Annotated in this window: 18 protein-coding genes; 3 read left to right on the forward strand and 15 right to left on the reverse strand. The window is 41.7% G+C overall.

The window, feature by feature from the left end; all coding sequences use genetic code 11:
- Window positions 1–21: 21 nt before the first annotated feature.
- The 5 genes from lon to LI126_RS07035 all read right to left on the reverse strand — a co-directional run bounded on the left by lon (window position 22) and on the right by LI126_RS07035 (window position 6,516).
- A complete protein-coding gene (lon, locus tag LI126_RS07015; RefSeq protein WP_442919968.1) occupies window positions 22–2,313 on the reverse strand; it encodes an endopeptidase La in 2,292 nt (763 codons plus the stop codon).
- A gap of 129 nt (window positions 2,314–2,442) precedes the next feature.
- Window positions 2,443–3,714, reverse strand: coding sequence for an ATP-dependent Clp protease ATP-binding subunit ClpX (clpX, locus tag LI126_RS07020; RefSeq protein WP_015529616.1), 1,272 nt, complete (start codon window positions 3,712–3,714; stop codon window positions 2,443–2,445).
- 22 nt (window positions 3,715–3,736) lie between these two features.
- Window positions 3,737–4,318, reverse strand: a complete 582-nt coding sequence (clpP, locus tag LI126_RS07025) for an ATP-dependent Clp endopeptidase proteolytic subunit ClpP (RefSeq protein ID WP_015529615.1) — start codon at window positions 4,316–4,318, stop codon at window positions 3,737–3,739.
- Window positions 4,319–4,494: 176 nt separating this feature from the next.
- A complete protein-coding gene (gene tig / locus LI126_RS07030; RefSeq protein WP_117826641.1) occupies window positions 4,495–5,784 on the reverse strand; it encodes a trigger factor in 1,290 nt (429 codons plus the stop codon).
- 180 nt (window positions 5,785–5,964) lie between these two features.
- Window positions 5,965–6,516 carry a DJ-1 family glyoxalase III gene (locus LI126_RS07035; protein WP_055172050.1) on the reverse strand — a complete coding sequence of 184 codons (552 nt, stop codon included), beginning with the start codon at window positions 6,514–6,516 and terminating at the stop codon, window positions 5,965–5,967.
- A gap of 381 nt (window positions 6,517–6,897) precedes the next feature.
- Here LI126_RS07035 and LI126_RS07040 point away from each other — a divergent pair, with 381 nt between their 5' ends.
- On the forward strand, window positions 6,898–7,383 hold the full coding sequence (locus LI126_RS07040) for a CYTH domain-containing protein (protein ID WP_226901254.1): 486 nt from the start codon (window positions 6,898–6,900) through the stop codon (window positions 7,381–7,383).
- 85 nt (window positions 7,384–7,468) lie between these two features.
- Here LI126_RS07040 and LI126_RS07045 read toward each other — a convergent pair whose 3' ends face one another.
- The 9 genes from LI126_RS07045 to LI126_RS07085 form a co-directional block, all read right to left on the reverse strand.
- Window positions 7,469–8,686, reverse strand: a complete 1,218-nt coding sequence (locus LI126_RS07045; protein ID WP_227165100.1) for a homoserine dehydrogenase — start codon at window positions 8,684–8,686, stop codon at window positions 7,469–7,471.
- A protein-coding gene (gene prfB / locus LI126_RS07050) for a peptide chain release factor 2 (protein WP_412310187.1) occupies window positions 8,683–9,814 on the reverse strand; the annotation gives its coding sequence in 2 pieces (ribosomal slippage) (window positions 8,683–9,750 and window positions 9,752–9,814; 1,131 coding nt in all). The genes LI126_RS07045 and prfB overlap by 4 nt, the downstream gene beginning before the upstream one ends.
- Window positions 9,815–9,994: 180 nt before the next feature.
- Window positions 9,995–12,571 (reverse strand): preprotein translocase subunit SecA, encoded by a 2,577-nt coding sequence (secA, locus tag LI126_RS07055; RefSeq protein ID WP_015529608.1) that lies wholly within the window; start codon window positions 12,569–12,571, stop codon window positions 9,995–9,997.
- A gap of 136 nt (window positions 12,572–12,707) precedes the next feature.
- A complete protein-coding gene (gene hisA / locus LI126_RS07060; RefSeq protein ID WP_226861717.1) occupies window positions 12,708–13,490 on the reverse strand; it encodes a phosphoribosylformimino-5-aminoimidazole carboxamide ribotide isomerase in 783 nt (260 codons plus the stop codon).
- A gap of 60 nt (window positions 13,491–13,550) precedes the next feature.
- Complete coding sequence (locus LI126_RS07065; RefSeq protein WP_055157208.1) at window positions 13,551–13,880, reverse strand: hypothetical protein; 330 nt, start codon at window positions 13,878–13,880, stop codon at window positions 13,551–13,553.
- A 74-nt stretch (window positions 13,881–13,954) separates the two neighbouring features.
- Window positions 13,955–14,797, reverse strand: coding sequence for a sigma-70 family RNA polymerase sigma factor (locus tag LI126_RS07070; RefSeq protein ID WP_015529606.1), 843 nt, complete (start codon window positions 14,795–14,797; stop codon window positions 13,955–13,957).
- A 145-nt stretch (window positions 14,798–14,942) separates the two neighbouring features.
- Entirely contained in the window at window positions 14,943–16,898 is a 1,956-nt protein-coding gene (locus LI126_RS07075) for a fructose-bisphosphatase class III (protein ID WP_055157209.1), read from the reverse strand.
- Between the two features lie 94 nt (window positions 16,899–16,992).
- Window positions 16,993–17,751, reverse strand: coding sequence for a 4-hydroxy-tetrahydrodipicolinate reductase (gene dapB / locus LI126_RS07080; protein WP_227165101.1), 759 nt, complete (start codon window positions 17,749–17,751; stop codon window positions 16,993–16,995).
- Between the two features lie 196 nt (window positions 17,752–17,947).
- The gene (locus tag LI126_RS07085) at window positions 17,948–18,580 is read right to left on the reverse strand and encodes a single-stranded DNA-binding protein (RefSeq protein ID WP_055157210.1); all 633 of its coding nucleotides are present in this window, start codon (window positions 18,578–18,580) and stop codon (window positions 17,948–17,950) included.
- A 306-nt stretch (window positions 18,581–18,886) separates the two neighbouring features.
- Between LI126_RS07085 and typA the strand changes: the two genes are divergently transcribed.
- Both typA and hpf read left to right on the forward strand, forming a co-directional pair.
- Window positions 18,887–20,716, forward strand: coding sequence for a translational GTPase TypA (gene typA / locus LI126_RS07090; RefSeq protein ID WP_227165102.1), 1,830 nt, complete (start codon window positions 18,887–18,889; stop codon window positions 20,714–20,716).
- A gap of 208 nt (window positions 20,717–20,924) precedes the next feature.
- Complete coding sequence (gene hpf / locus LI126_RS07095; RefSeq protein WP_015529601.1) at window positions 20,925–21,485, forward strand: ribosome hibernation-promoting factor, HPF/YfiA family; 561 nt, start codon at window positions 20,925–20,927, stop codon at window positions 21,483–21,485.
- Window positions 21,486–21,613: 128 nt separating this feature from the next.
- Here hpf and LI126_RS07100 read toward each other — a convergent pair whose 3' ends face one another.
- Entirely contained in the window at window positions 21,614–22,270 is a 657-nt protein-coding gene (locus LI126_RS07100) for a YigZ family protein (protein ID WP_020436449.1), read from the reverse strand.
- Between the last annotated feature and the right edge of the window lie 176 nt (window positions 22,271–22,446).

The following is a 22,446-nucleotide window of genomic DNA, read 5'->3' on the forward strand; positions in this document are numbered from 1 at the left end:
CTGCTGTCAGAAGCAATCTTTTTATCTTGTCAGTGCTTTCTTTAAGACTTCTTCCATTGTCTCAACCGGAATGATTTCCAGACCTTTTGTAATTTCAGAAGAAAGTTCTTCCACATCTGCTGTATTCTCTTTTGGAATAAGCACGGTCTGTATTCTTGCATTTTTAGCAGCAAGAAGTTTTTCTTTCAATCCTCCAATCGGAAGCACACGACCTCTCAAGGTGATTTCTCCTGTCATTGCGAGATCTGCGCGAACTTTCTTGCCTGTCACAGCAGAAAGCATTGCTGTTGCCATTGTGATTCCGGCTGATGGTCCGTCTTTCGGAACTGCACCTTCCGGAATGTGCACATGAATATCATGCTTCTCGAAGAAATCTTCTGCGATTGCATATTTTTTGCTTACAGATCGAATATAACTGATTCCGGCACGGGCGGACTCTTTCATTACATCTCCAAGCTGTCCTGTCAGCATGATTTCTCCCTTGCCCGGCATTACATTCACCTCAATCTGAAGCGTATCTCCTCCGACACTTGTCCACGCAAGTCCACGTACGATACCGACCTCCGGTGCTGCATTTGCCATCTGATAAGAATATTTCTCTTTTCCAAGGAATTTATGAAGATTTCTATCTGTCACAGTAATCTTCTCTTTCTCGGTTGTAAGAAGCTCTTTCGCCGCCTTACGGCAAATATTTCCGATTTCACGTTCTAACTGACGAACACCTGCTTCTTTCGTATAGTTATGTGCGATCTTCCAGATTGCTTTCTTACTAAAGCTTAACTGTTCATTCGTAATTCCATGTTTCTCCAGCTGCTTTGGAATCAGATGTTCTATTGCAATATGAAGTTTCTCGTTTTCTGTATAACTTGAGATCTCGATGATCTCCATTCTGTCCAGGAGTGGTCTTGGAATCGTCTGTAAGGTATTCGCTGTTGTGATAAATGTAACCTCTGACAGATCGAGCGGCACTTCCAGATAATGATCGCGGAACTTACTGTTCTGCTCACTGTCCAGTACTTCCAAAAGTGCAGAGAACGTATCCCCTTTATAGTCTGTACTTACTTTGTCAATCTCATCCAGAAGGAGTACCGGATTCTTCACACCTGCTGTACGGATTCCATTTGCAATTCTTCCAGGCATTGCCCCTACATAAGTCTTGCGGTGACCACGAATCTCAGCCTCGTCACGTACTCCTCCTAAAGAAATGCGCACAAACGGTTTCTTAAGAGAACGTGCCAGGGACTTGGCAATAGAAGTTTTACCTGTTCCCGGAGGTCCCACCAGACAAAGGATAGGACTTTCCCCCTTCTGTGTCAGTGTTCTGACAGCCAGGAATTCCAGGATTCTTTCTTTCACCTGTTCCAATCCATAATGATCTGCCTCTAAAACTTCTTTCGCATAGTTAATATCTGTATTATCTTCGGCACGTTTATTCCACGGCATCTCCAGGATTGTCTCAATATAAGTACGGATTACTCCATTTTCTGCCTGAGAACCGATCGTGTTCTTAAACCGTCCAATTTCCTTATGGAGCTTTTCTTTTACTTCTTCCGGTGCATCTAATTTGCTACATGCTTCTTCGAACTCATCTGCATCTGAAAATGTAGTATCTTCACCTAATTCCTCGCGAATCACCTTCAGCTGTTCTCTTAAAAGATATTCTTTTTGATGCTTATCTACTTTATTTTTTACTTTCCTTTGGAGTTCTTCTTTGATCTCCATGATCTGCATCTCATTCACAAGCTTCAATGATAATTTCTCATATCTACTCCAGAAATCCAGCTCTTCCAGAAGTTCCTGTTGATCCTTGTACTTCAATGGAATATTCGCAGCCACTTCATTTACCAGACGTTTTAAATCAGTAATATCAAGAATTTCTGCAACAGATTCTTTGGAAATCTTTCCATTCTTTGCTGCATATTCTGTAATAATTTCCTTCAATCCGCGCATCATTGCTTCCGCATTCAGATCATCCGGAATCGTGATCTCCTGTTCTTCCAGAACTTCTACTTCTGCACGAAGATAAGGATCTGTCTCTTCAATTTTCTTAAGGACCGCACGGTTCTTTCCTTCCACGAGAACCCTTACAACTTTCTTTGACAGCTTGATCAGCTGCTTCACAGATGCAACTGTTCCAGTCTCATAGACATCGTCCTGTCCGGGGTTCTCTGTCTCTATTGATTTCTGGGCAACCAGAAATATCTCCTGCTCTTCAACCATTGCCTGTTGAATTGCAGCGATGGAGCGTTCTCTGCTCACATCAAAATGAACGATCATCTCCGGCATGATTGTTAATCCTCTTAAGGCAACCATAGGGAGACTTCTTGTCTCGTTGTCCAATTCAATTCCTCCTCGTTAGAAAAGGCGGGTAGGATGGTACTCCCATCACTCCCGCCTCGTTTTATACTCCGCAACTGTTTGCAGGATTCCTGTATCCAGTTACTATTTGCTCTCAGATGTCAGGAATGATTTTCTATCCTCACTATCACGAGTATACTTCGGTTCTTCCACTCCAAGAACCGCTTCCTTCGTAATGCGGCATTCCTTGATTGTCTTATCTGACGGTACTGTAAACATCGTATCCATCATGATATTCTCCATGATCGCACGGAGACCTCTCGCACCTGTCTTACGCTTCAATGTTGTCTCTGCTATTTCTAACAGAGCATCTTTATCAAATTCAAGCTTCACGCCATCCAGCTCCAGAAGCTTCTGATACTGTTTTACGATCGCACTTTTTGGCTCTGTAAGAATGCGTATCAATGCATCCTTATCCAGAAGATCCAATGATACTGTCACCGGAAGTCTTCCGACCAGCTCAGGGATCAAACCAAACTTTACAAGATCCTGTGGAAGTGCTTCCTGAAGAAGTACATCCATATCGTACTCATGTTTTGATGCGATCTCTGCATTGAATCCGATTGATTTTCTATCGATTCTTGTCTCAATGATCTTATCGATTCCTTCAAAAGCACCACCACAGATAAACAAGATATTCGTTGTATCAATCTGGATCAACTCCTGATGTGGATGCTTTCTTCCGCCCTGCGGTGGAACAGACGCAACTGTTCCTTCAATGATTTTCAAAAGTGCCTGCTGAACACCTTCTCCGGAAACATCTCGTGTGATGGATGGATTTTCTGATTTTCTTGTGATCTTATCAATCTCATCAATGTAAATGATTCCGTGTTCTGCACGCTCGATGTCTCCGTCTGCTGCCTGAATCACCTTAAGGAGAATATTTTCAACGTCCTCTCCTACATATCCTGCCTCTGTCAGTGCTGTAGCATCTGCGATTGCAAATGGAACATTCAGGACTTTCGCAAGTGTCTGTGCCAGAAGTGTCTTACCACATCCTGTTGGTCCAAGCATCAGGATATTACTCTTCTGAAGTTCTACTCCAAGATCCTGTTCTGCCAGAATTCTCTTATAATGATTGTAAACTGCAACAGAAAGAACTTTCTTCGCCTCATCCTGTCCAATCACATATTCGTCCAGAAAAGCTTTCATCTCTTCCGGTGTCAGGAGATTAATATCGTCAAGTGCAGCTCTGTCATTAAAATCTAATTCTTCCTCAATAATCTCGGTACAAATAGCAACACAGTCATCACAGATATAGGTTCCGTTCGGTCCTGCGATCATCTTACGAACCTGGGACTGTGTCTTATTACAAAACGAGCATCTTACGATATCCTCAGTCTTTTTTCCTGCCATATTCTGTCACCTCAATAACCAATTAATGGTTTACTATTACTTCGTCAATCAGACCGTACTCTTTCGCCTCTTCTGCAGACATGAAATTGTCACGCTCTGTATCCTGCTGGATCACTTCCAGCGGCTTTCCTGTATTTGCTGCCAGGATCTCATTCAATTTCTTCTTTGTACGAAGAATATGTTCTGCTGCAATCTGAATCTCTGTTGCCTGTCCTTGTGCACCACCGGATGGCTGATGAATCATGATTTCAGCGTTCGGAAGGGCAAATCTCTTTCCTTTCTTCCCACCGGAAAGCAGGAATGCGCCCATGCTGGCTGCCATACCGATACATACTGTTGAAACATCACACTTGATGTACTGCATTGTATCGTAGATTGCCAGACCTGCTGTTACAGATCCTCCCGGGCTGTTAATATACAGCTGGATATCCTTATCCGGATCGTCTGCCTCCAAGAACAGAAGCTGTGCAACGATCACGCTTGCTGACACATCATTTACTTCTTCTCCGAGGAAAATGATACGCTCCTTTAAAAGTCTTGAATAAATATCATAGGAACGCTCTCCGCGGCTTGTCTGCTCAATGACATAAGGTACTAAACTCATATGCTATCCTTCCTTTTCTATATGATTGTCGCTATTTGCAATAGTTATTACCAGCAACGCATAATTATTGTTCTGATCCTTACTCCCGGATCAGTCCTCATCCTCTCACTTCTTATAGAAAGAGAAAAGGCACACCTGATATACAGGCGCACCCTCTCAAGAAATCTAATAAATGATTAGCCTTCTACAGATGCATCAACGATCAGAGTAACTGCATCCTGTACTGCAATATCCTCTTTCATCTGCTTCTTCTCGTTCTCACCCATGAACTCTTTCAGCTTCTCAACTTCCATCTTGTAAGACTCAGCCATCTTAGCTAACTCTTCATCAAGACGCTCATCAGATACTTCAATATTCTCTGCTGCTACGATTGCTTCAAGAACAAGTCTTGTTCTGATTCTCTTCTCAGCCTGTGGCTTAAGCTCTTCCATCATCTTCTCTTCTGAGAGACCTGTGAACTGGAAGTACTGCTCTACGCTGAGTCCCTGCTGCATAATGCGGCGTGCAAAATCATCAGCCATCTGTTTAGCCTGAAGGTCAACCATTGGTTCTGGAAGATCGATCTCTGCATTAGCAACTGCCTGCTCTACAGCCTGATCTTCTTTCTTAGCCTTTCCTTCGTTCTCTTTACGCTCTTTGATCTGAGCCTTTACTTCTGCTCTGTAAGCATCAAGTGTCTCAGCCTTCTCGGAAACGTCAGATGCGAACTCATCATCTACTTCCGGAAGCTCTTTTGCTCTGATTGCGTGTACTGTGCATTTGAATACAGCTTCTTTTCCTTTCAGATCTTCTGAATGATAATCTTCTGGGAATGTAACCTTAACTTCTACTTCTTTGTCGATCTCAGCTCCGATCAGCTGCTCCTCGAATCCCGGAATGAAAGAACCAGATCCGATTGTCAGTGGATAGTTCTCGCCTTTTCCGCCTTCGAATGCAACACCATCAACAAATCCTTCAAAATCAAGTGTAACATCATCTTTATCTGCTACAGCTCTGTCTGTAACCTCAACGATTCTTGCATGCTGCTCACGAACCTTCTCGATCTCCTCGTCAACTTCCTTCTGTGTTACTCTTGTAGAGTATTTGTCAACTTTAAGTCCTTTGTACTCTCCAAGTTTAACTTCCGGTTTAACTGCAACTTCTGCTGTGAAGATGAATGGTTTTCCCTTCTCAAGCTGAACGATATCAATTGTCGGCTGGGAAGCAATCTCAAGTTCACTCTCATCATATGCTTTTGCATATGCCTCAGAGATCATGCGGTTTGCTGCCTCATCATAAAATACTTCCGGTCCGTACATCTTCTCGATCATCTGACGCGGAACTTTTCCTTTACGGAATCCCGGAAGGCTGATTTTGCTGCGCTCTTTTAAGTAAGCTGCCTGCAGTGCCTTCTCTACTTCTTCAGCTGAAACTTCGATTGTCAGCTTTGCCATATTATGCTCTAATTTTTCTACCTGTAAACTCATTTTCTTCCTCCTTGTTTATAAGCAAATTCTTTACTTATCGAACGAATTAATTTCTTAAAAGTATACATTCGCAGTCATTGAAACAGTATAGCATATAAAGTCTCATATTTCCAGTGTTTTTTCCACTTTCCTATATCTTTTACATGTTTTTTTACATTTTTCTGACTACTTTTTCTGATTTTATTCCTTATATACAATAGATTCTGCTATTTCAGAAGCTTTTTCATTGCCAAAAAGCTGACGGATAAGTTCCAGTGCGAATGGTATCGCTGTTCCCACACCACGACTTGTTGTAATATTTCCATCTGTGACAAAGGAACAGAACTTTGCTTCTTTACAATTCAGCTGTTCTTCCATCCCCGGATAACAGCATGCTGCTTTCTCTTTCAACAATCCAAGTGCTCCAAATACAGTCGGAGCTGCACAGATTGCTGCGATTCTCTTTCCCTTTTCATTGAACTTGCAAAGTAAGTCTGCCAGACCTTTATGCTCTTTTAGATGCAGTGTTCCCGGCATACCTCCCGGAAGTACAAGAAGTTCTGCGTCATCAAAAAATGCTTTCTCAAACAATTCATCCGCTTCCACCTGTATTCCATGTGCTCCGTCAATCTGCAGTTTTTCCATAACAGAAACTGTCTCTACAACCGCTCCTGCTCTTCTCAAAAGATCCACTACAGTTAAACCTTCTACTTCTTCAAAACCGTCTGCTAAAAATACAACTACTTTCTTCATCCAATACTTCCTCGCTTTCCGATGATATCTCAACAATGATTTCATTTTACTGCGTGGATAAGTCGTTCGTCAAGTCAAGATAGTACCCATCTCACCATTGCCTTTTTATATTTCACGTATTATGATGTAAGTGTCAAAAGTATAGATTGCGTTTGTGCTCGCACAAATAAGCAATTTATACTTATTGACACGCCGAACACCGAAAACGGAATAAAATGGTGTGAACACGCCATTTTATGGAAGTTTGAGGTGTTCGAGGATTGTGGGAATTGCATAGCAATGGAGCAATCCGGTTACATCAGTAAGTGGCAAAATTTACTTTTGACACTCACTTCATATTATTATAGTATAACTAATCAACACCAGGAGGAATATTTAGTTATGGAAATAGAACGCAAATTTTTAATACAAAAGCTTGAAAAACTGCCATTTTCTCCTTTCGATTATCCACACAAAGAGCTGGAACAAGGCTACTTATGCACTGCTCCTGTCATAAGGATACGCAGAGAGGATGACGATTATGTTCTCACCTACAAATCCAAAGGGCTTATGACCCGTGAAGAATATAACCTTCCTCTTACCAAAGAAAGTTATGAGCATCTAAAAGAAAAAGTCGACGGACGCATCATTCATAAAACACGCTATGTCATTCCTATGAGTTGTGTCTGCCCGGAAAACGCAGACTTCTGTTCCACTCCGCTTTTTCTTGAATTAGATATCTTCCATGATGACCTTGCTCCACTGATTCTCGCCGAAATTGAATTCCCGGACGAAGAAACAGCTAACACCTATCCCGCACCTCAATGGCTGGGAGAGGACGTTACCTTTAGTTCTGCGTACCATAACAGTACACTGAGCCGTATGTAACATAAGAGCCAGGACAGTTACCATGTGTGGTACCTGCTCTGGCTCTTTCTATTATACTTTCAGAATCCAATGAAGCAAATACAAATTAATCTGCCATACGGATCATCTTCACAACTTCCGCCATCTCTTCTGCCTTCTGTGCATACTCCGCCTCGGTCATCTCGCCTGTGATAACAGCGAATTCTCCCTCGACATCATCTGCTTTGACAAATTCAACTTGTCCGAACACTTCGTCCACACGGGATTTGAGTACAGATTCTTCTCCATGAATTCTGACGAAAAATCTTCTCTTCGCATCCGCATTCGGAACAAGTTCGAGTGTGTTACTCTCCCATCTTGTTACAACAGTTCTGTGAAGGTGCTTTGCAGCATCTACAACATCTGCAACTACAGCACTTGCTGTCGGAAGCTTACCCGCTCCGCTTCCGTAGAACATTGCATCACCAAGCATATTTCCACGAACAAAAATTGCATTAAATACATCATTCACATTACACAGCGGATGATTCTTGGAAAGAAGCATCGGTGCAACAATTGCAGAGAAAGATTCCCCTTCTCTTTTACTGGATGCAAGCAGCTTGATTGCCATATCCATCGTCTTGGCATACTTCATATCTTCTGTTGTGATCTTTGTGATTCCTTCTGTATGGATTGTCTCGAAATCCACATGTTGTCCTGCGATCAGAGATGTCAGAATCGCAATCTTTCTACACGCATCATGTCCCTCGACATCTGCTTCCGGATTACGCTCCGCGTATCCTTTCTCCTGCGCCTCTTTGAGCACTTCATCATAATCAGCACTCTCAAAGAACATCTTTGTCAGCATATAGTTTGTTGTTCCATTCAGGATTCCCGTCACTTCGTCGATTCTATCTGCTGTCAGAGAGGAATTCAGTGCACGAATGATTGGGATACCACCACCAACGCTTGCTTCAAACATGAAATTGATACTTCTGTCGCGAGCGATTGCAAGAAGTTCTGCTCCATGTTTTGCTACCAGAGCTTTGTTGGATGTAGCAACGTTCTTACCTGCTTCCAGACAACGTTTTACAAATGTATAAGCAGGCTCTACACCTCCCATTGTCTCAACAACAATGTCTACTTCTGCATCATTTACGATTGTCTCGAAATCATGTGTCAGAATCTCTTCTACCGGATCACCCGGAAAATCTCTGAGATCCAGAACGTATTTTACATTTATCACATCCTGAGCTCTTTCATTGATGAGTTCACCATTGGTTCTGAGGACCTCTACAACTCCTGATCCTACTGTACCGTATCCCATTACTGCTACATTTATCATTCTGCTTTCTTTCCTTTCTGTGCTTCTGCATCCATGCTCAAATATGCATTAATAAAAGGATCAATATTTCCATCCATTACTGCACCTACATTGCTGATTTCTGCGTTTGTTCTATGATCCTTGACAAGTGTATATGGCTGCATGACATAAGAACGGATCTGATTTCCGAAATTAATATCTCTAACCTCTCCGCGGATGTCTGACATCTTCTCTGCCTGTTCCTGCTGTTTGAGTACATACAGTTTGGATTTCAACATCTGCATCGCCTTATCTTTATTCATGTGCTGGGAACGTTCATTCTGACACTGAACCACAATTCCTGTCGGAAGATGTGTGATTCGGATTGCAGATGACGTCTTATTGATATGCTGTCCGCCGGCACCACTGGAACGATAAGTATCGACACGGATATCATCGTCGTTGATCTCGATATCGATATCTTCTTCAATATCCGGAATTACATCACAGGATGCAAATGATGTCTGTCGCTTTCCATTTGCATTAAATGGAGAAATACGTACCAGACGATGTACACCTTTCTCGGAACGGAGATAACCATAAGCATTTTCTCCTTTAACCTCAAAAGTAACTCCCTTGATACCTGCTACATCTCCTTCCAGATAGTCCAGTACCTCGACTTCATATCCTCTCTTTTCAGCCCAGCGGCTGTACATACGATAGAGCATACTTGTCCAGTCCATTGCCTCTGTACCGCCCGCACCTGCGTGAAGTGTCACGATTGCATTATCTGCATCATACGGTCCGATCAGAAGTGTGCTGATTCTCAGTTTCTCAAAGACTTCCTCAAATGTTCCAAGTTCCTCTTCAATCTCTTCTGCGGCTTCCTGCTCCTCGTCTTCTCCTTCACTCATTTCAATCAGGAGAAGCATGTCTTCATAATCTGTAAATAATTTCTCAATCTCTTTTACAGAATCCTGAAGACCTTTCAATTCTTTCATTACATGCTGGGAAATCTCCGGGTCATCCCAGAATCCCGGTTCCTCCAGTCTCTTTTCTAATTCTTCGATCCTAAGCTTCTTTGAAGCGAGGTCAAAGTGAATCCCTCAAATCTTTCAGCGGCTCTTCATATGCAGTCAGTCTTGACTTCAGTTCATCCAGTAAAACCACCTTAATCACCTCTTTCATATATATACTTTAAATTATTGTAACTGTTCAGAGCCAACCTCCAAAATGCTACGCATTTCGTCGGTGTGGCGTATCCGCCAAATAAAATTTCAAAAACAGTCTTAAAAATGCAAGCATTTTACATCTTTTTTGAAATTTTGCTTGGCTCTGAACAGTTACAGATTATTTAATCTTTCTTCCACAGCATTGTTTGTACTTCTTTCCACTTCCGCACGGGCATGGATCGTTTGGATAAATCTTCTTCTCCTCGCGCTTTTTCGGTGCACGGACTGCGCTGTCATCTTTGTTTGTTCCGGTTACTTTTGCAACCTCTTCTCTCTCCACTTTCTGCTCAACCTTAATGTGGAATAATGTACGGATCGTGTTCTCAGCGATTGCATTTGTCATTTCACCGAACATCTCATATCCTGTCATCTTGTACTCTACCAGTGGATCTCTCTGCCCATAAGCCTGAAGACCGATTCCCTGACGCAGCTGATCCATATCATCGATATGATCCATCCATCTTGCATCAATCACTTTCAGAAGTACAACACGCTCAACTTCACGAAGCTGCTCTGCCTCCGGGAACTCTGCTTCTTTGTTCTCATAAGCTTTCACTCCACGTTCTTTCAGAAGATGCTTTAACTCCTTCTGACTCATACTCTGGCATTCCTTCTCAGATGGGAGCTGAAGCTGTGGAATCACATTGTGAAGATTCACATCCAATCCTTTGATATCCCACTCTTCCGGATCTGCCTCTGTAGAAGCGAAACGATCTGTCATATTTTCCACATATTCTGTAATCATGCTGTAGATTGTATCACGCATGCTTTCTCCATCAAGAACACGGCGTCTCTCTTCGTAAATAATCTCTCTCTGCTCGTTCATTACCTGATCGTACTCCAACAGATTCTTACGAATACCAAAGTTATTGCTCTCAATCTTCTTCTGTGCTTTCTCAATTGCACTTGAAAGCATCTTATGTTCAATCTGCTCACCGTCTTCTACACCAAGTGTATTGAAAATTCCCATCAGTCTTTCTGAACCGAACAGTCGCATCAGATCATCTTCCAGAGAAATGTAGAATCTGGACTCTCCTGGATCTCCCTGACGTCCGGAACGTCCACGCAGCTGATTGTCAATACGACGAGATTCATGTCTCTCTGTACCGATAATTTTCAGACCGCCTGCCGCACGCGCATCATCATCCAGCTTGATATCAGTACCACGGCCAGCCATATTGGTTGCGATCGTTACCGCTCCATGAAGTCCGGCATCAGCTACGATTGCAGCCTCCTGCTCATGATATTTTGCATTCAGTACATTATGCTTGATTCCCTCTTTCTTCAGCATCTTACTGAGAAGTTCGGATACTTCAATTGTAATTGTACCTACCAGCACCGGCTGTCCTGTTGCATGCGCTTCTTTAACAGCTTCTACAACTGCTTCGTATTTTTCTTTCTTTGTCTTATAAACAGCATCCTCTAGATCCACTCTCTGTACCGGCTTGTTTGTCGGAATTTCAACAACGTCCATTCCATAAATATCACGGAACTCTTTCTCTTCTGTGATCGCAGTACCTGTCATACCACTCTTCTTATCATACTTATTAAACAGGTTCTGGAATGTGATTGTTGCCAGAGTCTTACTCTCTCTTCTTACCTTCACATGTTCCTTCGCCTCGATTGCCTGATGCAGACCATCAGAGTAACGACGTCCCGGCATGATACGTCCTGTAAACTCATCGACGATCATAACTTCACCATCCGGAGTTACAACATAATCCTGATCACGGAACATCAGATTGTGTGCTCTGAGTGCAAGGATAATATTATGCTGAATTTCCAGGTTCTCCGGATCAGCAAGGTTTTCGATGTGGAAGAACTTCTCTACTTTCTTCACACCATCTTCTGTCAGGTTAACTGTCTTCTCTTTCTCATCAACAATGAAATCACCCGTCTCTTCGATTTCTTCTCCCATGATGGCATTCATCTTGGAAAATTCACCGCTTGCCTCACCTCGTTCCAGCTGTTTTGCAAGAACATCGCAGGCTTCATACAGAGCTGTAGACTTTCCACTCTGTCCGGAAATGATCAAAGGTGTTCTTGCCTCATCGATCAAAACGGAATCGACCTCATCGATAACTGCATAATGCAATCCTCTCTGAACCAGCTGTTCTTTATAGATAACCATGTTATCTCTCAGATAATCAAATCCAAGTTCATTATTCGTTACATAAGTAATATCGCAATTATAAGCCTCTCGTCTCTCGTCATTGTTCATCTCATTGAGAACAACACCGACTTTGAGTCCTAAAAACTCATGTACTTTTCCCATCCACTCAGCATCACGCTTCGCCAGATAGTCATTAACTGTGACGATGTGAACACCTTTTCCGTCCAAGGCATTCAAATATGCCGGAAGTGTGGACACAAGAGTCTTACCTTCACCAGTTCTCATCTCTGCGATACGTCCCTGATGCAGGATAATACCACCAATCAACTGTACTCTATAATGGCGCATTCCAAGACTTCTGTAAGCACCTTCTCTTACTACAGCATATGCTTCCGGAAGGATATCATCCAGAGTCTCTCCCTCTTTCAGTCGTTCTTTAAATTCTTTTGTCTTTCCTCGAAGTTCTTCGTCTGAAAGCGCCTCCATCTCCGGCCCCAGTGCCTCGATGCGGTCTACGATCGGATAAATTCGTTTCAGCTCGTTCTCACTGTGAGTTCCGAAAATCTTTTCTATAATATTCATATTTCCGCAATTACTCCTTCTCTGAATTTTGATTTTGGTCTGAAATTCCACTCTGTTCTACATTCTATCACTATCCGCTCTTGAATTCAACAACTTCATAGAGTGTTAACATTCTGTGGATTTACAAGCGGAGTGATTAACACGGGAGTGAACAGTAACTACAAACTTCTGCATATGGAATTTTCCCGCCAAACAGATCAAGAGCGCTTCCGATTGTAAAGTCTACTTTTCCGCCGCTCTCTTTTCGAAATCTCTCCAGATCTTCCATTGATCCGATTCCACCGGCATAAGTGATTGGGATTCCGTCCCAGCTCCCAAGCATCCTTACTAATTCTGTTTCCATTCCGGCACCTTTCCCCTCCACATCTACACCATGGATCAGGAATTCATCACAATATTTTGAAAGCTCATTTAACACCTTGTGTGATAATGCAAGTTCTGTGAACTTCTGCCAGCGGTCAGTAACCACGTAAAATTTACCATCTTTTCTTCTGCAGCTAAGATCTAAAACCACATGTTCTTTGCCAACTGCATTTACTAATTTCTGCAGTCTCTCTTCATGAAAAATCCCGTCTTGAAACACATAAGAAGTCACGATCACATGACTTGCTCCTGAATCTAGATATTCCTGTGCATTATCTGCTGTAATTCCACCACCGATCTGCATTCCACCCGGGTATGCCGCCAGAGCTCCCATCGCCTGCTTTTTCGTCGCCTCGTAGTATTCTGATCCAACTGGATTTAAAAGAATTATATGGCCGCCTTTCAGGTGATCTTTCTGATACTGTCTTGCATACCATGCTGCATCCAGTTCTGACGTAAAGTTTGTGCTGGCCTGATTTCCTTCATCTTTCAGGCTTCCGCCCACAATCTGTTTCACTTTTCCATTATGTATATCAATACATGGTCTGAATCTCATCCTGTCTCTCCTTCTTTTAGAAAAATGCCGCAGTTCCGTTTCCGGCCTACGGCATATTGATCACTCGTTATTCTGCATCTTGTTCTGCACGCCATTCTCCTGCGTCAGATCATCGGCTGCATCATCAACACCATTTGTGATATCGTCTGTAACATCATCCACGCCATCCGTTACATCGTCAACCGCGTCATCTAGGATACTATCTCCATTCTGGTCTCCCGCATTATTTCCGGTATTATTACCATTTTCTCCACTTCCATCATAGTTTTCACCGGATGTCGCATCATTGAGATTGTCATTCGCTGTTCCTGTGTTGTTTCCACAACCAGCGAGACTGCAAAGCATCAGTACGCACATCACACAGACAAGCAATTTTCTTATTCTCCTCATTTTTGTCTTCCTTTCAAATAAATATTGTGTCTTTACTATCTGCAATTTTTCAATATTTATTCAAAAGAAATTTTTTACAGTTTTGTCGCTTTGCTGCGAAGTTTCTCCATCGCTCTGGCTTCAATCTGGCGTACGCGTTCTCTTGTCACATTCAGTTCATCACCGATTTCTTCCAACGTATGTGTTTTTCCATCTTCCAGACCAAATCTCAAACGGATCACCTGACGTTCTCTATCATTAAGTGACTCTAACAATTCCTGTACTTCTTCTTTTTGCACAAGCTGATTCATAGCATCTTCCGGCGTTGTTGCATCCTTATCTTCAACCATATCACCAAGATTATTCTCCCCATCTTCTCCTACCGGAGTTTCCAGTGAAACCGGATTCTGAAGATATGACAAAATCTCCTTTACAAATTCCGGTGATTTATCCTTCATCTCTTCTGCTATCTCTTCTGGTGTAGCCTCTCTTCCAAATTTCTGCTGAAGATCTTTTGAAATTTTCTGTACTTTCTTCATATTCTCTGCAACATGAACCGGCACACGGATTTCTCGTGACTGCTGATCGATTGCCCGCTGCATTGCTTCTTTGATCCACCAGGATGCATATGTGGAAAATCGATTTTCCTTTGTATAATCATATTTCTCTGCTGCATGCATGAGACCAATATTTCCCTCCTGGATCAGATCCATGAGTGTAATCCCTCTTCCAGTATAATGTTTTGCGAGAGATACCACCAGGCGTAGATTCCCCTCTTCCAGCTTTCTCCTTGCATCCTCATCTCCTGAAGCACTTTTACACCCCAGATCCCTTTCCTCTTCTTCTGACAGCAAAGGGATCTGTCCAATCTCATTCAGATAGATTTTCAGCGGTTCTGTTACTTCTGTTCCTTCCGGAAGATTTAAGTCTTTTTCCATTCTAGTAATCCTTTCTATCTTCAGTCCTAATTCAAGAATGCCTCGGCATTCTTGCTGCGAGGTGCGCGTCATGCAATTGCATGACATACTTCTACTGCGCACCTCTGCAATCCTGCCGGAGGCTATAATCAGCATAAACAATTATTTACAGTTTTTCTATAATCTGACCATTTCTGTACGACGCCAGCAGCCATTCAAGATCTTTAATCTGTTCTTTTAATTTCCTTCCAGCGTCGGTGTCACCAACAAGACGTCTCTCGTTCACTCTGGTCACTACCACTGTCTCTGAATGAATGTCATTTTCCTTCTTAATTGCTGCTTCTGTAGACTCAAATGGTTCATGTGCTACCAAAAGTAATCCATACGAATTATAAACCAGCGTGTATCCTGCAATTCCGGTTTCTTTCTGATATGCTCTTGAAAATCCCCCATCAATAACCATTACTTTACCATTACACTTGATCGGACTCTCGCCATCTTTTCTCTTAACCGGCACATGACCATTTACAATGTGTGTATCCTCTTTTGGATCCAATCCAAATTCTATCATGATATTATCCACAACTGTCTCATTTTCAAGCAGAGCATAGTATGGATTTTTCTTTTCTATATGTGTTTCCTTCTCTGCAAGGAAATATCTTTCAAAGGTCGCCATCTTGTTCTTTCCAAATAACGGTGAGTCCGGATGTAGCCAGATATACCACATTGTATCTTTTCCATCTTCCCGCTCCTTTGGATCCAATGCAAAAAATCCTTTTCTCACATAACTTTCCAACACATCATACAAGGCCTTTCCACGATATTTCTTTCCGAAAATTTCCACTTCTTTCAGGTTCCCCTTCGCATCTAACGGTACACATCCATGATACAACAGATTATTGTTATATACCTTATACAAACCACCTTTCGCAAGAAGGAAACGCATATGTTCCTGCAATTTTTCACATCCCACAAAAGCATGCACCAGACGATCCATAATTTCTTCCTCTTCAGAAGTCAGTTTATATGGGTTCTTTGGATCTATTGTCGGGAAATTTGTATCCAGGAGCTTATATTCTTTTCCTTCCAGATTAATCGTACCTTTCTGATAATCAATCTTATGCAGTAACGCACGATTCTCCAAATGGAATCCTTTCTGCCTCTCTATAATCTGGCCTTCTACTTTAAACTGAATAATTGAAATCGCTTTATGTATTCTCAGATTCATCTGCATCTCATCAGATTCCGGTCTGTCAGTACCTTTCAATTTAAAACAGGTGCATGGATCATCCTTGTACATCCTCATAGCAAATGTAGCCAGTGGAAGCAGGTTGATACCATAACCATCTTCTATAATATCCAGGTTTCCATATCTGGCGCAGATACGAATCACATTTGCAATGCAGCCCAACTGTCCGGCCGCTGCTCCCATCCATACAACATCATGGTTTCCCCACTGGATATCAACAGAATGATATTTCAGCAGCTTATCCATAATAAGATGCGGTCCCGGTCCTCTGTCATAAATATCACCGACAATATGCAGATGATCCACAACCAGACGCTGGATCAGTTCTGAAATTGCTGCAATAAATTCTTCTGCCCGTCCGATCCTGATGATTGTAGAAATAATTTCATTATAATAGGACTCTTTGTCACTGACTTCCGCTTTCTCGGTAATCAATTCTTCGATCACATAAGAGAAATCCTTCGGCAGTGATTTTCTCACTTTAGATCTTGTATATTTACTTGCTGCACGCTTACTTACTTCTATCAGACGATACAGATTCACTCGATACCAGTCATCCATATTCGACTCCGTCCGCTTCACCTGTTCCATCTTCGCTTTCGGATAGTAAATCAATGTTGCCAGTGCTTTTTTGTCCTTTACACTCATTGTATTACCAAAAACATCTTCAATCTTACTTCTCACGGCACCAGACCCATTCCTCAGAACATGAGAAAAAGCTTCATCTTCTCCATGTACATCCGTCAGAAAATGTTCTGTCCCCTTCGGAAGGTTCAAAATTGCCTGCAGATTAATAATCTCCGTAGATGCAGCTGCAATTGTCGGATAAAGATCCGACAACCTGTCTAAATAACGGTTTTCCATATTTTCCATATACAATCTCCTCCAGACCCGAAATCTTCCCCTTACCGGGATCTATTTACCGGATCTTTTTCCCGCCGGTTTACCGGCTATTATTCCTCCAGTACTAAAACTGAATCACATCTCCCATGTCATACATGCCGGCTGGCTGTCCCGCAAGGAACTTTCCTGCCTCAACTGCACCTTTGGCAAATACGCTTCTTGAATATGCAGTATGTTTAAATTCAATCACTTCATCTGTTCCTGCAAAAATCACCTCATGTTCTCCTACGATTGTTCCTGCACGAACTGCTGAAATACCAATTTCCTTTGCGTCTCGCTTCTTTCTCACCTGACTTCTGTCATACACATACTCGTATTCATTTCCCATTGCGTCATTAATAGAGTCTGCCAATGCAAGTGCTGTTCCGCTTGGCGCATCCAGCTTCTGATTATGGTGTTTCTCAACAAGTTCAATATCATAGCCTGCCGGTGCAAGTACTTTGGCAGCATCTTTCAAAAGTTTCAGTAACAGGTTGATTCCCATTGACATATTCGCAGACTTAAGAACTGCAATCTTCTCAGAACACTCATCTACCTTCTTTAACTGTTCATCTGAAAGCCCTGTTGTACAAAGAACAACCGGAAGACTCTTCTTCACACAGTAATCTAACAATTCATCCACTGCTCCCGCATTAGAAAAATCAATCACTACATCTACATCCACATCACACTGTGTGATCTCCTCAAATACCGGATAATCATTTGGAATTCCTGTGAACTTGTCGACGCCTGCCGCAATCACTGCATCTTCTTCATTCTTCACAATTTCTGTGATCATGCGTCCCATTTTTCCGTTGCATCCGTGCATTAATATCTTAACCATCTGTATCTTCCTCCTGTATGAAACCTCAAGTATTCCATGATTTTTCAGAACTACTGTCTATCAGCACTACCTGTTTTTTCTTTCATCACACTCTTATTTTCCGAAATATCATATAAAAAAGAATATCACATTTGAGTTGTTATCTCAATATATGATATCCTTTTCACAAAGTTTTAAATAATGAAACAATCCACCCTTAGAATTCTTCCACACACTCCAGTTTACTGACGGAGACCTCATATGCGATTCTTGTCTCTGTTTGTGTCTCTGACAATTTCTTCACATACTCTCTGCTTTGGATTCTTCCGAATATTCTGACATGTTCCCCTACATCAAAGTTTGAAGCATATCTTGCATTTCTCCCCCAGCAGATACATGGAATATAATCAGATTTTCCATACGGTCTGTTCACTGCTAGCAGAATATCTGCAATTTCTCTTCCAAGAGGTGTTTTTCTGTAGACCGGACGCTTACACATATATCCTTCGAGAAGTATATGATTTGTTCTTGCTCCATCCGGTTCTTCCTCGATAAATTCTATTTCTCTCGCAAACACAGAAAGAACCAGTCTGTTTTTTGTCTCCTCATGACGATTATAGGATCTGAACTGACCAGACACCATTAAATATTTTCCACGGCAATCCTGTGTTACGTCAATGAGACGTTCTGATATCATGACCGGAATCCGGTCACAAGAGTTACTTAACCGCTTTACAAGAAGTTCTACCATATAGAAACCTTCTCCAAAGACCTCATGGCTGTATGTAAACTCTGATACCACCTCTCCAATAACTGTCACCTGGTTGTTTTCAATAATCTTATCTGACATAATTTATAATTCTCCCTTCCTCTGGCTGGTATTTTAAGTCATTACCTAATGTATGTCTTATTGTAATGAAATAGAACTATTTTTTACAGAAAAAACATTCGACCTTTTTCGTACTTAAAATCGAATTCAAAATCTCCCCCCTCTTCTTCAGCACAAAATGCTCCTGTTGACTTTAAATTGTATTTGAAAAGATACATAAAACATCAGATTTTAACTTTTTCTTGTAAATTTCATTTTTTGTGATAAAATAATGAAGTTATGTTACAGATAAATATTTTTTGTATAATAAGGAAGAGTGTTTAGATTATGAAAACAAAACGTGAAGATGTGAGAAATGTTGCAATTATCGCCCATGTTGACCATGGTAAGACAACTCTGGTTGACGAGCTTTTAAAACAGAGCGGTGTATTCCGTGAGAATCAGGAAGTAGAAGAACGTGTCATGGACTCTAATGACATTGAGCGTGAGCGTGGAATTACAATCCTTTCTAAGAATACTGCCGTTCATTATAATGGTGTTAAGATCAATATCATTGACACACCTGGACATGCTGACTTCGGTGGAGAAGTAGAACGTGTTCTTAAGATGGTAAATGGTGTTGTACTTGTTGTTGATGCATTTGAAGGTGCTATGCCTCAGACAAAATTCGTTCTGAGAAAAGCACTTGAGCTGGAACTTCCTGTTATCGTATGTATCAATAAGATTGACCGTCCGGAAGCAAGACCGGATGCCGTAATTGATGAGGTTCTTGAACTCTTTATCGATCTCGGCGCTTCAGATGAGCAGCTTGAGTGTCCTTTTGTATACGCTTCTGCAAAAGCTGGTGTTGCTGTCCTTGATCTCTCTGACGAGAAACAGGATATGAAACCACTGTTCGAGACAATCCTTGACTACATTCCTGCTCCGGAAGGTGATCCGGAAGCTCCGACCCAGATGCTGATCAGCACGATCGACTACAATGAATATGTTGGTCGTATCGGAGTTGGTAAAGTAGAAAACGGTACAATTTCCGTGAACCAGGATATGGTTGTTGTAAACCATCATGATCCTGACAAACAGCGGCGTGTAAAAATTGGTAAACTCTATGAATTCGACGGACTGAACCGTGTAGAAGTAAAAGAAGCTACAATCGGATCTATTGTTGCTGTATCAGGTATCACAGATATTTCCATCGGAGATACTCTCTGCTCTCCTGAGAATCCGGAAGCCATTCCGTTCCAGAAGATTTCTGAGCCAACAATCTCCATGCAGTTTATCGTAAACGACAGCCCGTTTGCAGGACAGGAAGGTAAATTCGTTACATCCCGTCATCTGCGTGACCGTCTTTTCCGTGAGCTGAACACAGATGTCAGCCTTCGAGTAGAAGAGACAGAAAATGCAGACAGCTTCAAAGTATCCGGTCGTGGTGAGCTTCACCTTTCTGTTCTTATTGAGAACATGCGTCGTGAAGGATACGAGTTTGCAGTAAGTAAAGCTGAAGTTCTGTATCACACAGATGAAAATGGCAAAAAACTTGAGCCTATGGAACTTGCTTATATTGATGTTCCTGATGAGTTCACTGGAATTGTTATTGAAAAACTCGGTCAGAGAAAAGGTGAACTCCGCAACATGACTCCGTCAAACGGTGGATATACTCGTCTCGAATTCCTTATCCCGGCACGTGGACTGATCGGATACCGTGGTGAGTTCATGACGGATACAAAAGGAAATGGTATCATCAACACAAGCTTTGAAGGATATGCACCATACAAAGGAGATATCCAGTATCGTAAGCAGGGATCTCTGATCGCATTTGAGACTGGTGAATCCGTAACTTATGGTTTGTACAGTGCCCAGGAGCGTGGTACTCTCTTCATCGGAGCCGGTGAGAAAGTATATTCCGGTATGGTTATCGGACAGAATGGTAAAGCTGAAGATATCGAACTGAACGTATGTAAGACAAAACATCTTACTAACACACGTTCTTCCAGCGCAGATGAAGCACTTCGTCTGACACCTCCGCGCGTTCTCAGCCTCGAACAGGCACTTGACTTTATTGATACCGATGAACTTCTTGAAGTAACACCGGAAAATCTGCGTATCCGCAAGAAGATTCTGGATTCCAGAATGAGAAAACGCAGCACGATCAATAAATAATATTCGTGTTTGAAACTTATGCTCGCCGATCAAAATAGCATTCATTAATTATCTGATAATTTTAAAATCGTCCTAAAGTTTTGAAAATTTTCATAATTTTAGGACGATTTATTGTATACAGAAAATCTTTTTCATGTTATAATATAACCATGATACAGAAGTAATCTAATCATTCTTCTGTATAATTTGAACAAAGGAGTTGAGCAGCATGAAATTTATTATCAGCGGAAAAAACATCGAGGTAACACCGGGATTAAAGGATGCTATCGAACAGAAATTAGGAAAACTTGAAAGGTACTTCACTCCTGAAACAGAAATCAATGTAACGCTCAGTGTAGAAAAAGGACGTCAGAAAATTGAGGTAACAATCCCAGTCAAAGGAAATATTATCCGTTCTGAGCAGACAAGCAATGATATGTATGTTTCCATTGATCTTGTAGAAGAGATCATCGAACGCCAGCTTCGCAAATATAAGAACAAACTGGTTGCTCGTAATCAGGGACATCCTACATCATATGCTCCATCAGGTAACAGCTTCAGAAAAGAATTCTTTGATTCAGAAGAAGAGACAACAGAAGACGATGAAGTTCGTATCGTTCGTACAAAGAAGTTTGGTATTAAACCAATGTTTCCAGAAGATGCCTGTGTTCAGATGGAACTTCTCGGACATAACTTCTTCGTATTCTCCAATGCCGAGACTGATGAAGTCAATGTAGTATACAAAAGAAAAGATGGTTCATTTGGTTTGATCGAACCAGAATTCTCATAGAACATATCTATTCAGTATAAGTAGATTTATTGAATGTTATATGACACACACTTAAAGGAAAGGACCCCCTGCCAGATATTCCGGCAGGGGGTCCTTTCTATCTCACAAAACAACATCTTCTATGAGAATCATTCTTCATCAAAAATCTTAATTCCATCTTCTGTCCTTGCAAACCAACAGGTTGTCTCTTCATCCAGAACCACCTGACCGTTTGTCCCTTCCATCAGTTCAGCCCGCAGGCTTCCCATCTCATCTGTTGGAACAAACACTGTCATTTCAACCTTATCTGTGTAAACAGGTTCTAATTGATCCAGATTTCGATTTGCAATCAGATATTGAATTTTTCCCAAATCCGTATAATTCGTCTCAATTCCGAGTTTCACCCCATGAATCCTTGCAATGCTCTCACTGTTCTTCAATCCTTCGATCGTTGCTGCCGTATAAGCCCTGACCAGTCCCCCCGTTCCAAGAAGCGTACCTCCAAAATATCTTGTAACAATTACAAGTACATTCGTCAGTTCTCTCCCACGGATCACCTCCAGAATAGGCTTTCCTGCTGTCCCTGCCGGTTCTCCATCATCACTCATTCTTTCTGCCGCCGGATTCCTTCCTATAATGTAAGCCCAGCAATGATGTCTCGCATCCCAGTACTGCTTTCTTGTCTTCTCTAAAATCTCCATGGCTTCTTCTTCTGATGTGACCGGATGCACTTCTGCAATAAATCTGGATTTCTTTTCAACAATTTCTCCGTCTCCGCCCTTATATATTGTATGGTAGATTTCCATTTTTCAGTCTCCCATTCCTTTTTTTATTTTTGCTATATTTGAAAATATTTCTTTATCTAATATACCATGCTTTTCTATATAAAACTGTATTTTTTCTTAAGATTTTCAGGAAAATTTGAACTTTTCAAATTTACCTTTATTTACATCGGTAAATTTGATATAATCATAGAAGTCAA

The sequence above is a fragment of the Mediterraneibacter sp. 210702-DFI.5.30 genome (assembly GCF_020560115.1).
Taxonomy (GTDB): Bacteria; Bacillota; Clostridia; order Lachnospirales; family Lachnospiraceae; genus Mediterraneibacter; species Mediterraneibacter faecis.

Coding starts and splice junctions, on each gene's coding strand:
- tig (WP_117826641.1), bottom strand. CDS start 5,784: ATGAGTTTACAGGTAGAAAAATTAGAGCATAATATGGCAAAGCTGACA.
- LI126_RS07100 (WP_020436449.1), bottom strand. CDS start 22,270: ATGGAAATCTACCATACAATATATAAGGGCGGAGACGGAGAAATTGTT.
- clpX (WP_015529616.1), bottom strand. CDS start 3,714: ATGGCAGGAAAAAAGACTGAGGATATCGTAAGATGCTCGTTTTGTAAT.
- LI126_RS07070 (WP_015529606.1), bottom strand. CDS start 14,797: ATGGAAAAAGACTTAAATCTTCCGGAAGGAACAGAAGTAACAGAACCG.
- LI126_RS07045 (WP_227165100.1), bottom strand. CDS start 8,686: ATGATAAATGTAGCAGTAATGGGATACGGTACAGTAGGATCAGGAGTT.
- LI126_RS07065 (WP_055157208.1), bottom strand. CDS start 13,880: ATGAGGAGAATAAGAAAATTGCTTGTCTGTGTGATGTGCGTACTGATG.
- LI126_RS07085 (WP_055157210.1), bottom strand. CDS start 18,580: ATGTCAGATAAGATTATTGAAAACAACCAGGTGACAGTTATTGGAGAG.
- clpP (WP_015529615.1), bottom strand. CDS start 4,318: ATGAGTTTAGTACCTTATGTCATTGAGCAGACAAGCCGCGGAGAGCGT.
- dapB (WP_227165101.1), bottom strand. CDS start 17,751: ATGGTTAAGATATTAATGCACGGATGCAACGGAAAAATGGGACGCATG.
- LI126_RS07035 (WP_055172050.1), bottom strand. CDS start 6,516: ATGAAGAAAGTAGTTGTATTTTTAGCAGACGGTTTTGAAGAAGTAGAA.
- secA (WP_015529608.1), bottom strand. CDS start 12,571: ATGAATATTATAGAAAAGATTTTCGGAACTCACAGTGAGAACGAGCTG.
- hisA (WP_226861717.1), bottom strand. CDS start 13,490: ATGAGATTCAGACCATGTATTGATATACATAATGGAAAAGTGAAACAG.
- hpf (WP_015529601.1), top strand. CDS start 20,925: ATGAAATTTATTATCAGCGGAAAAAACATCGAGGTAACACCGGGATTA.
- typA (WP_227165102.1), top strand. CDS start 18,887: ATGAAAACAAAACGTGAAGATGTGAGAAATGTTGCAATTATCGCCCAT.
- LI126_RS07075 (WP_055157209.1), bottom strand. CDS start 16,898: ATGGAAAATATGGAAAACCGTTATTTAGACAGGTTGTCGGATCTTTAT.
- lon (WP_442919968.1), bottom strand. CDS start 2,313: ATGGTTGCCTTAAGAGGATTAACAATCATGCCGGAGATGATCGTTCAT.
- LI126_RS07040 (WP_226901254.1), top strand. CDS start 6,898: ATGGAAATAGAACGCAAATTTTTAATACAAAAGCTTGAAAAACTGCCA.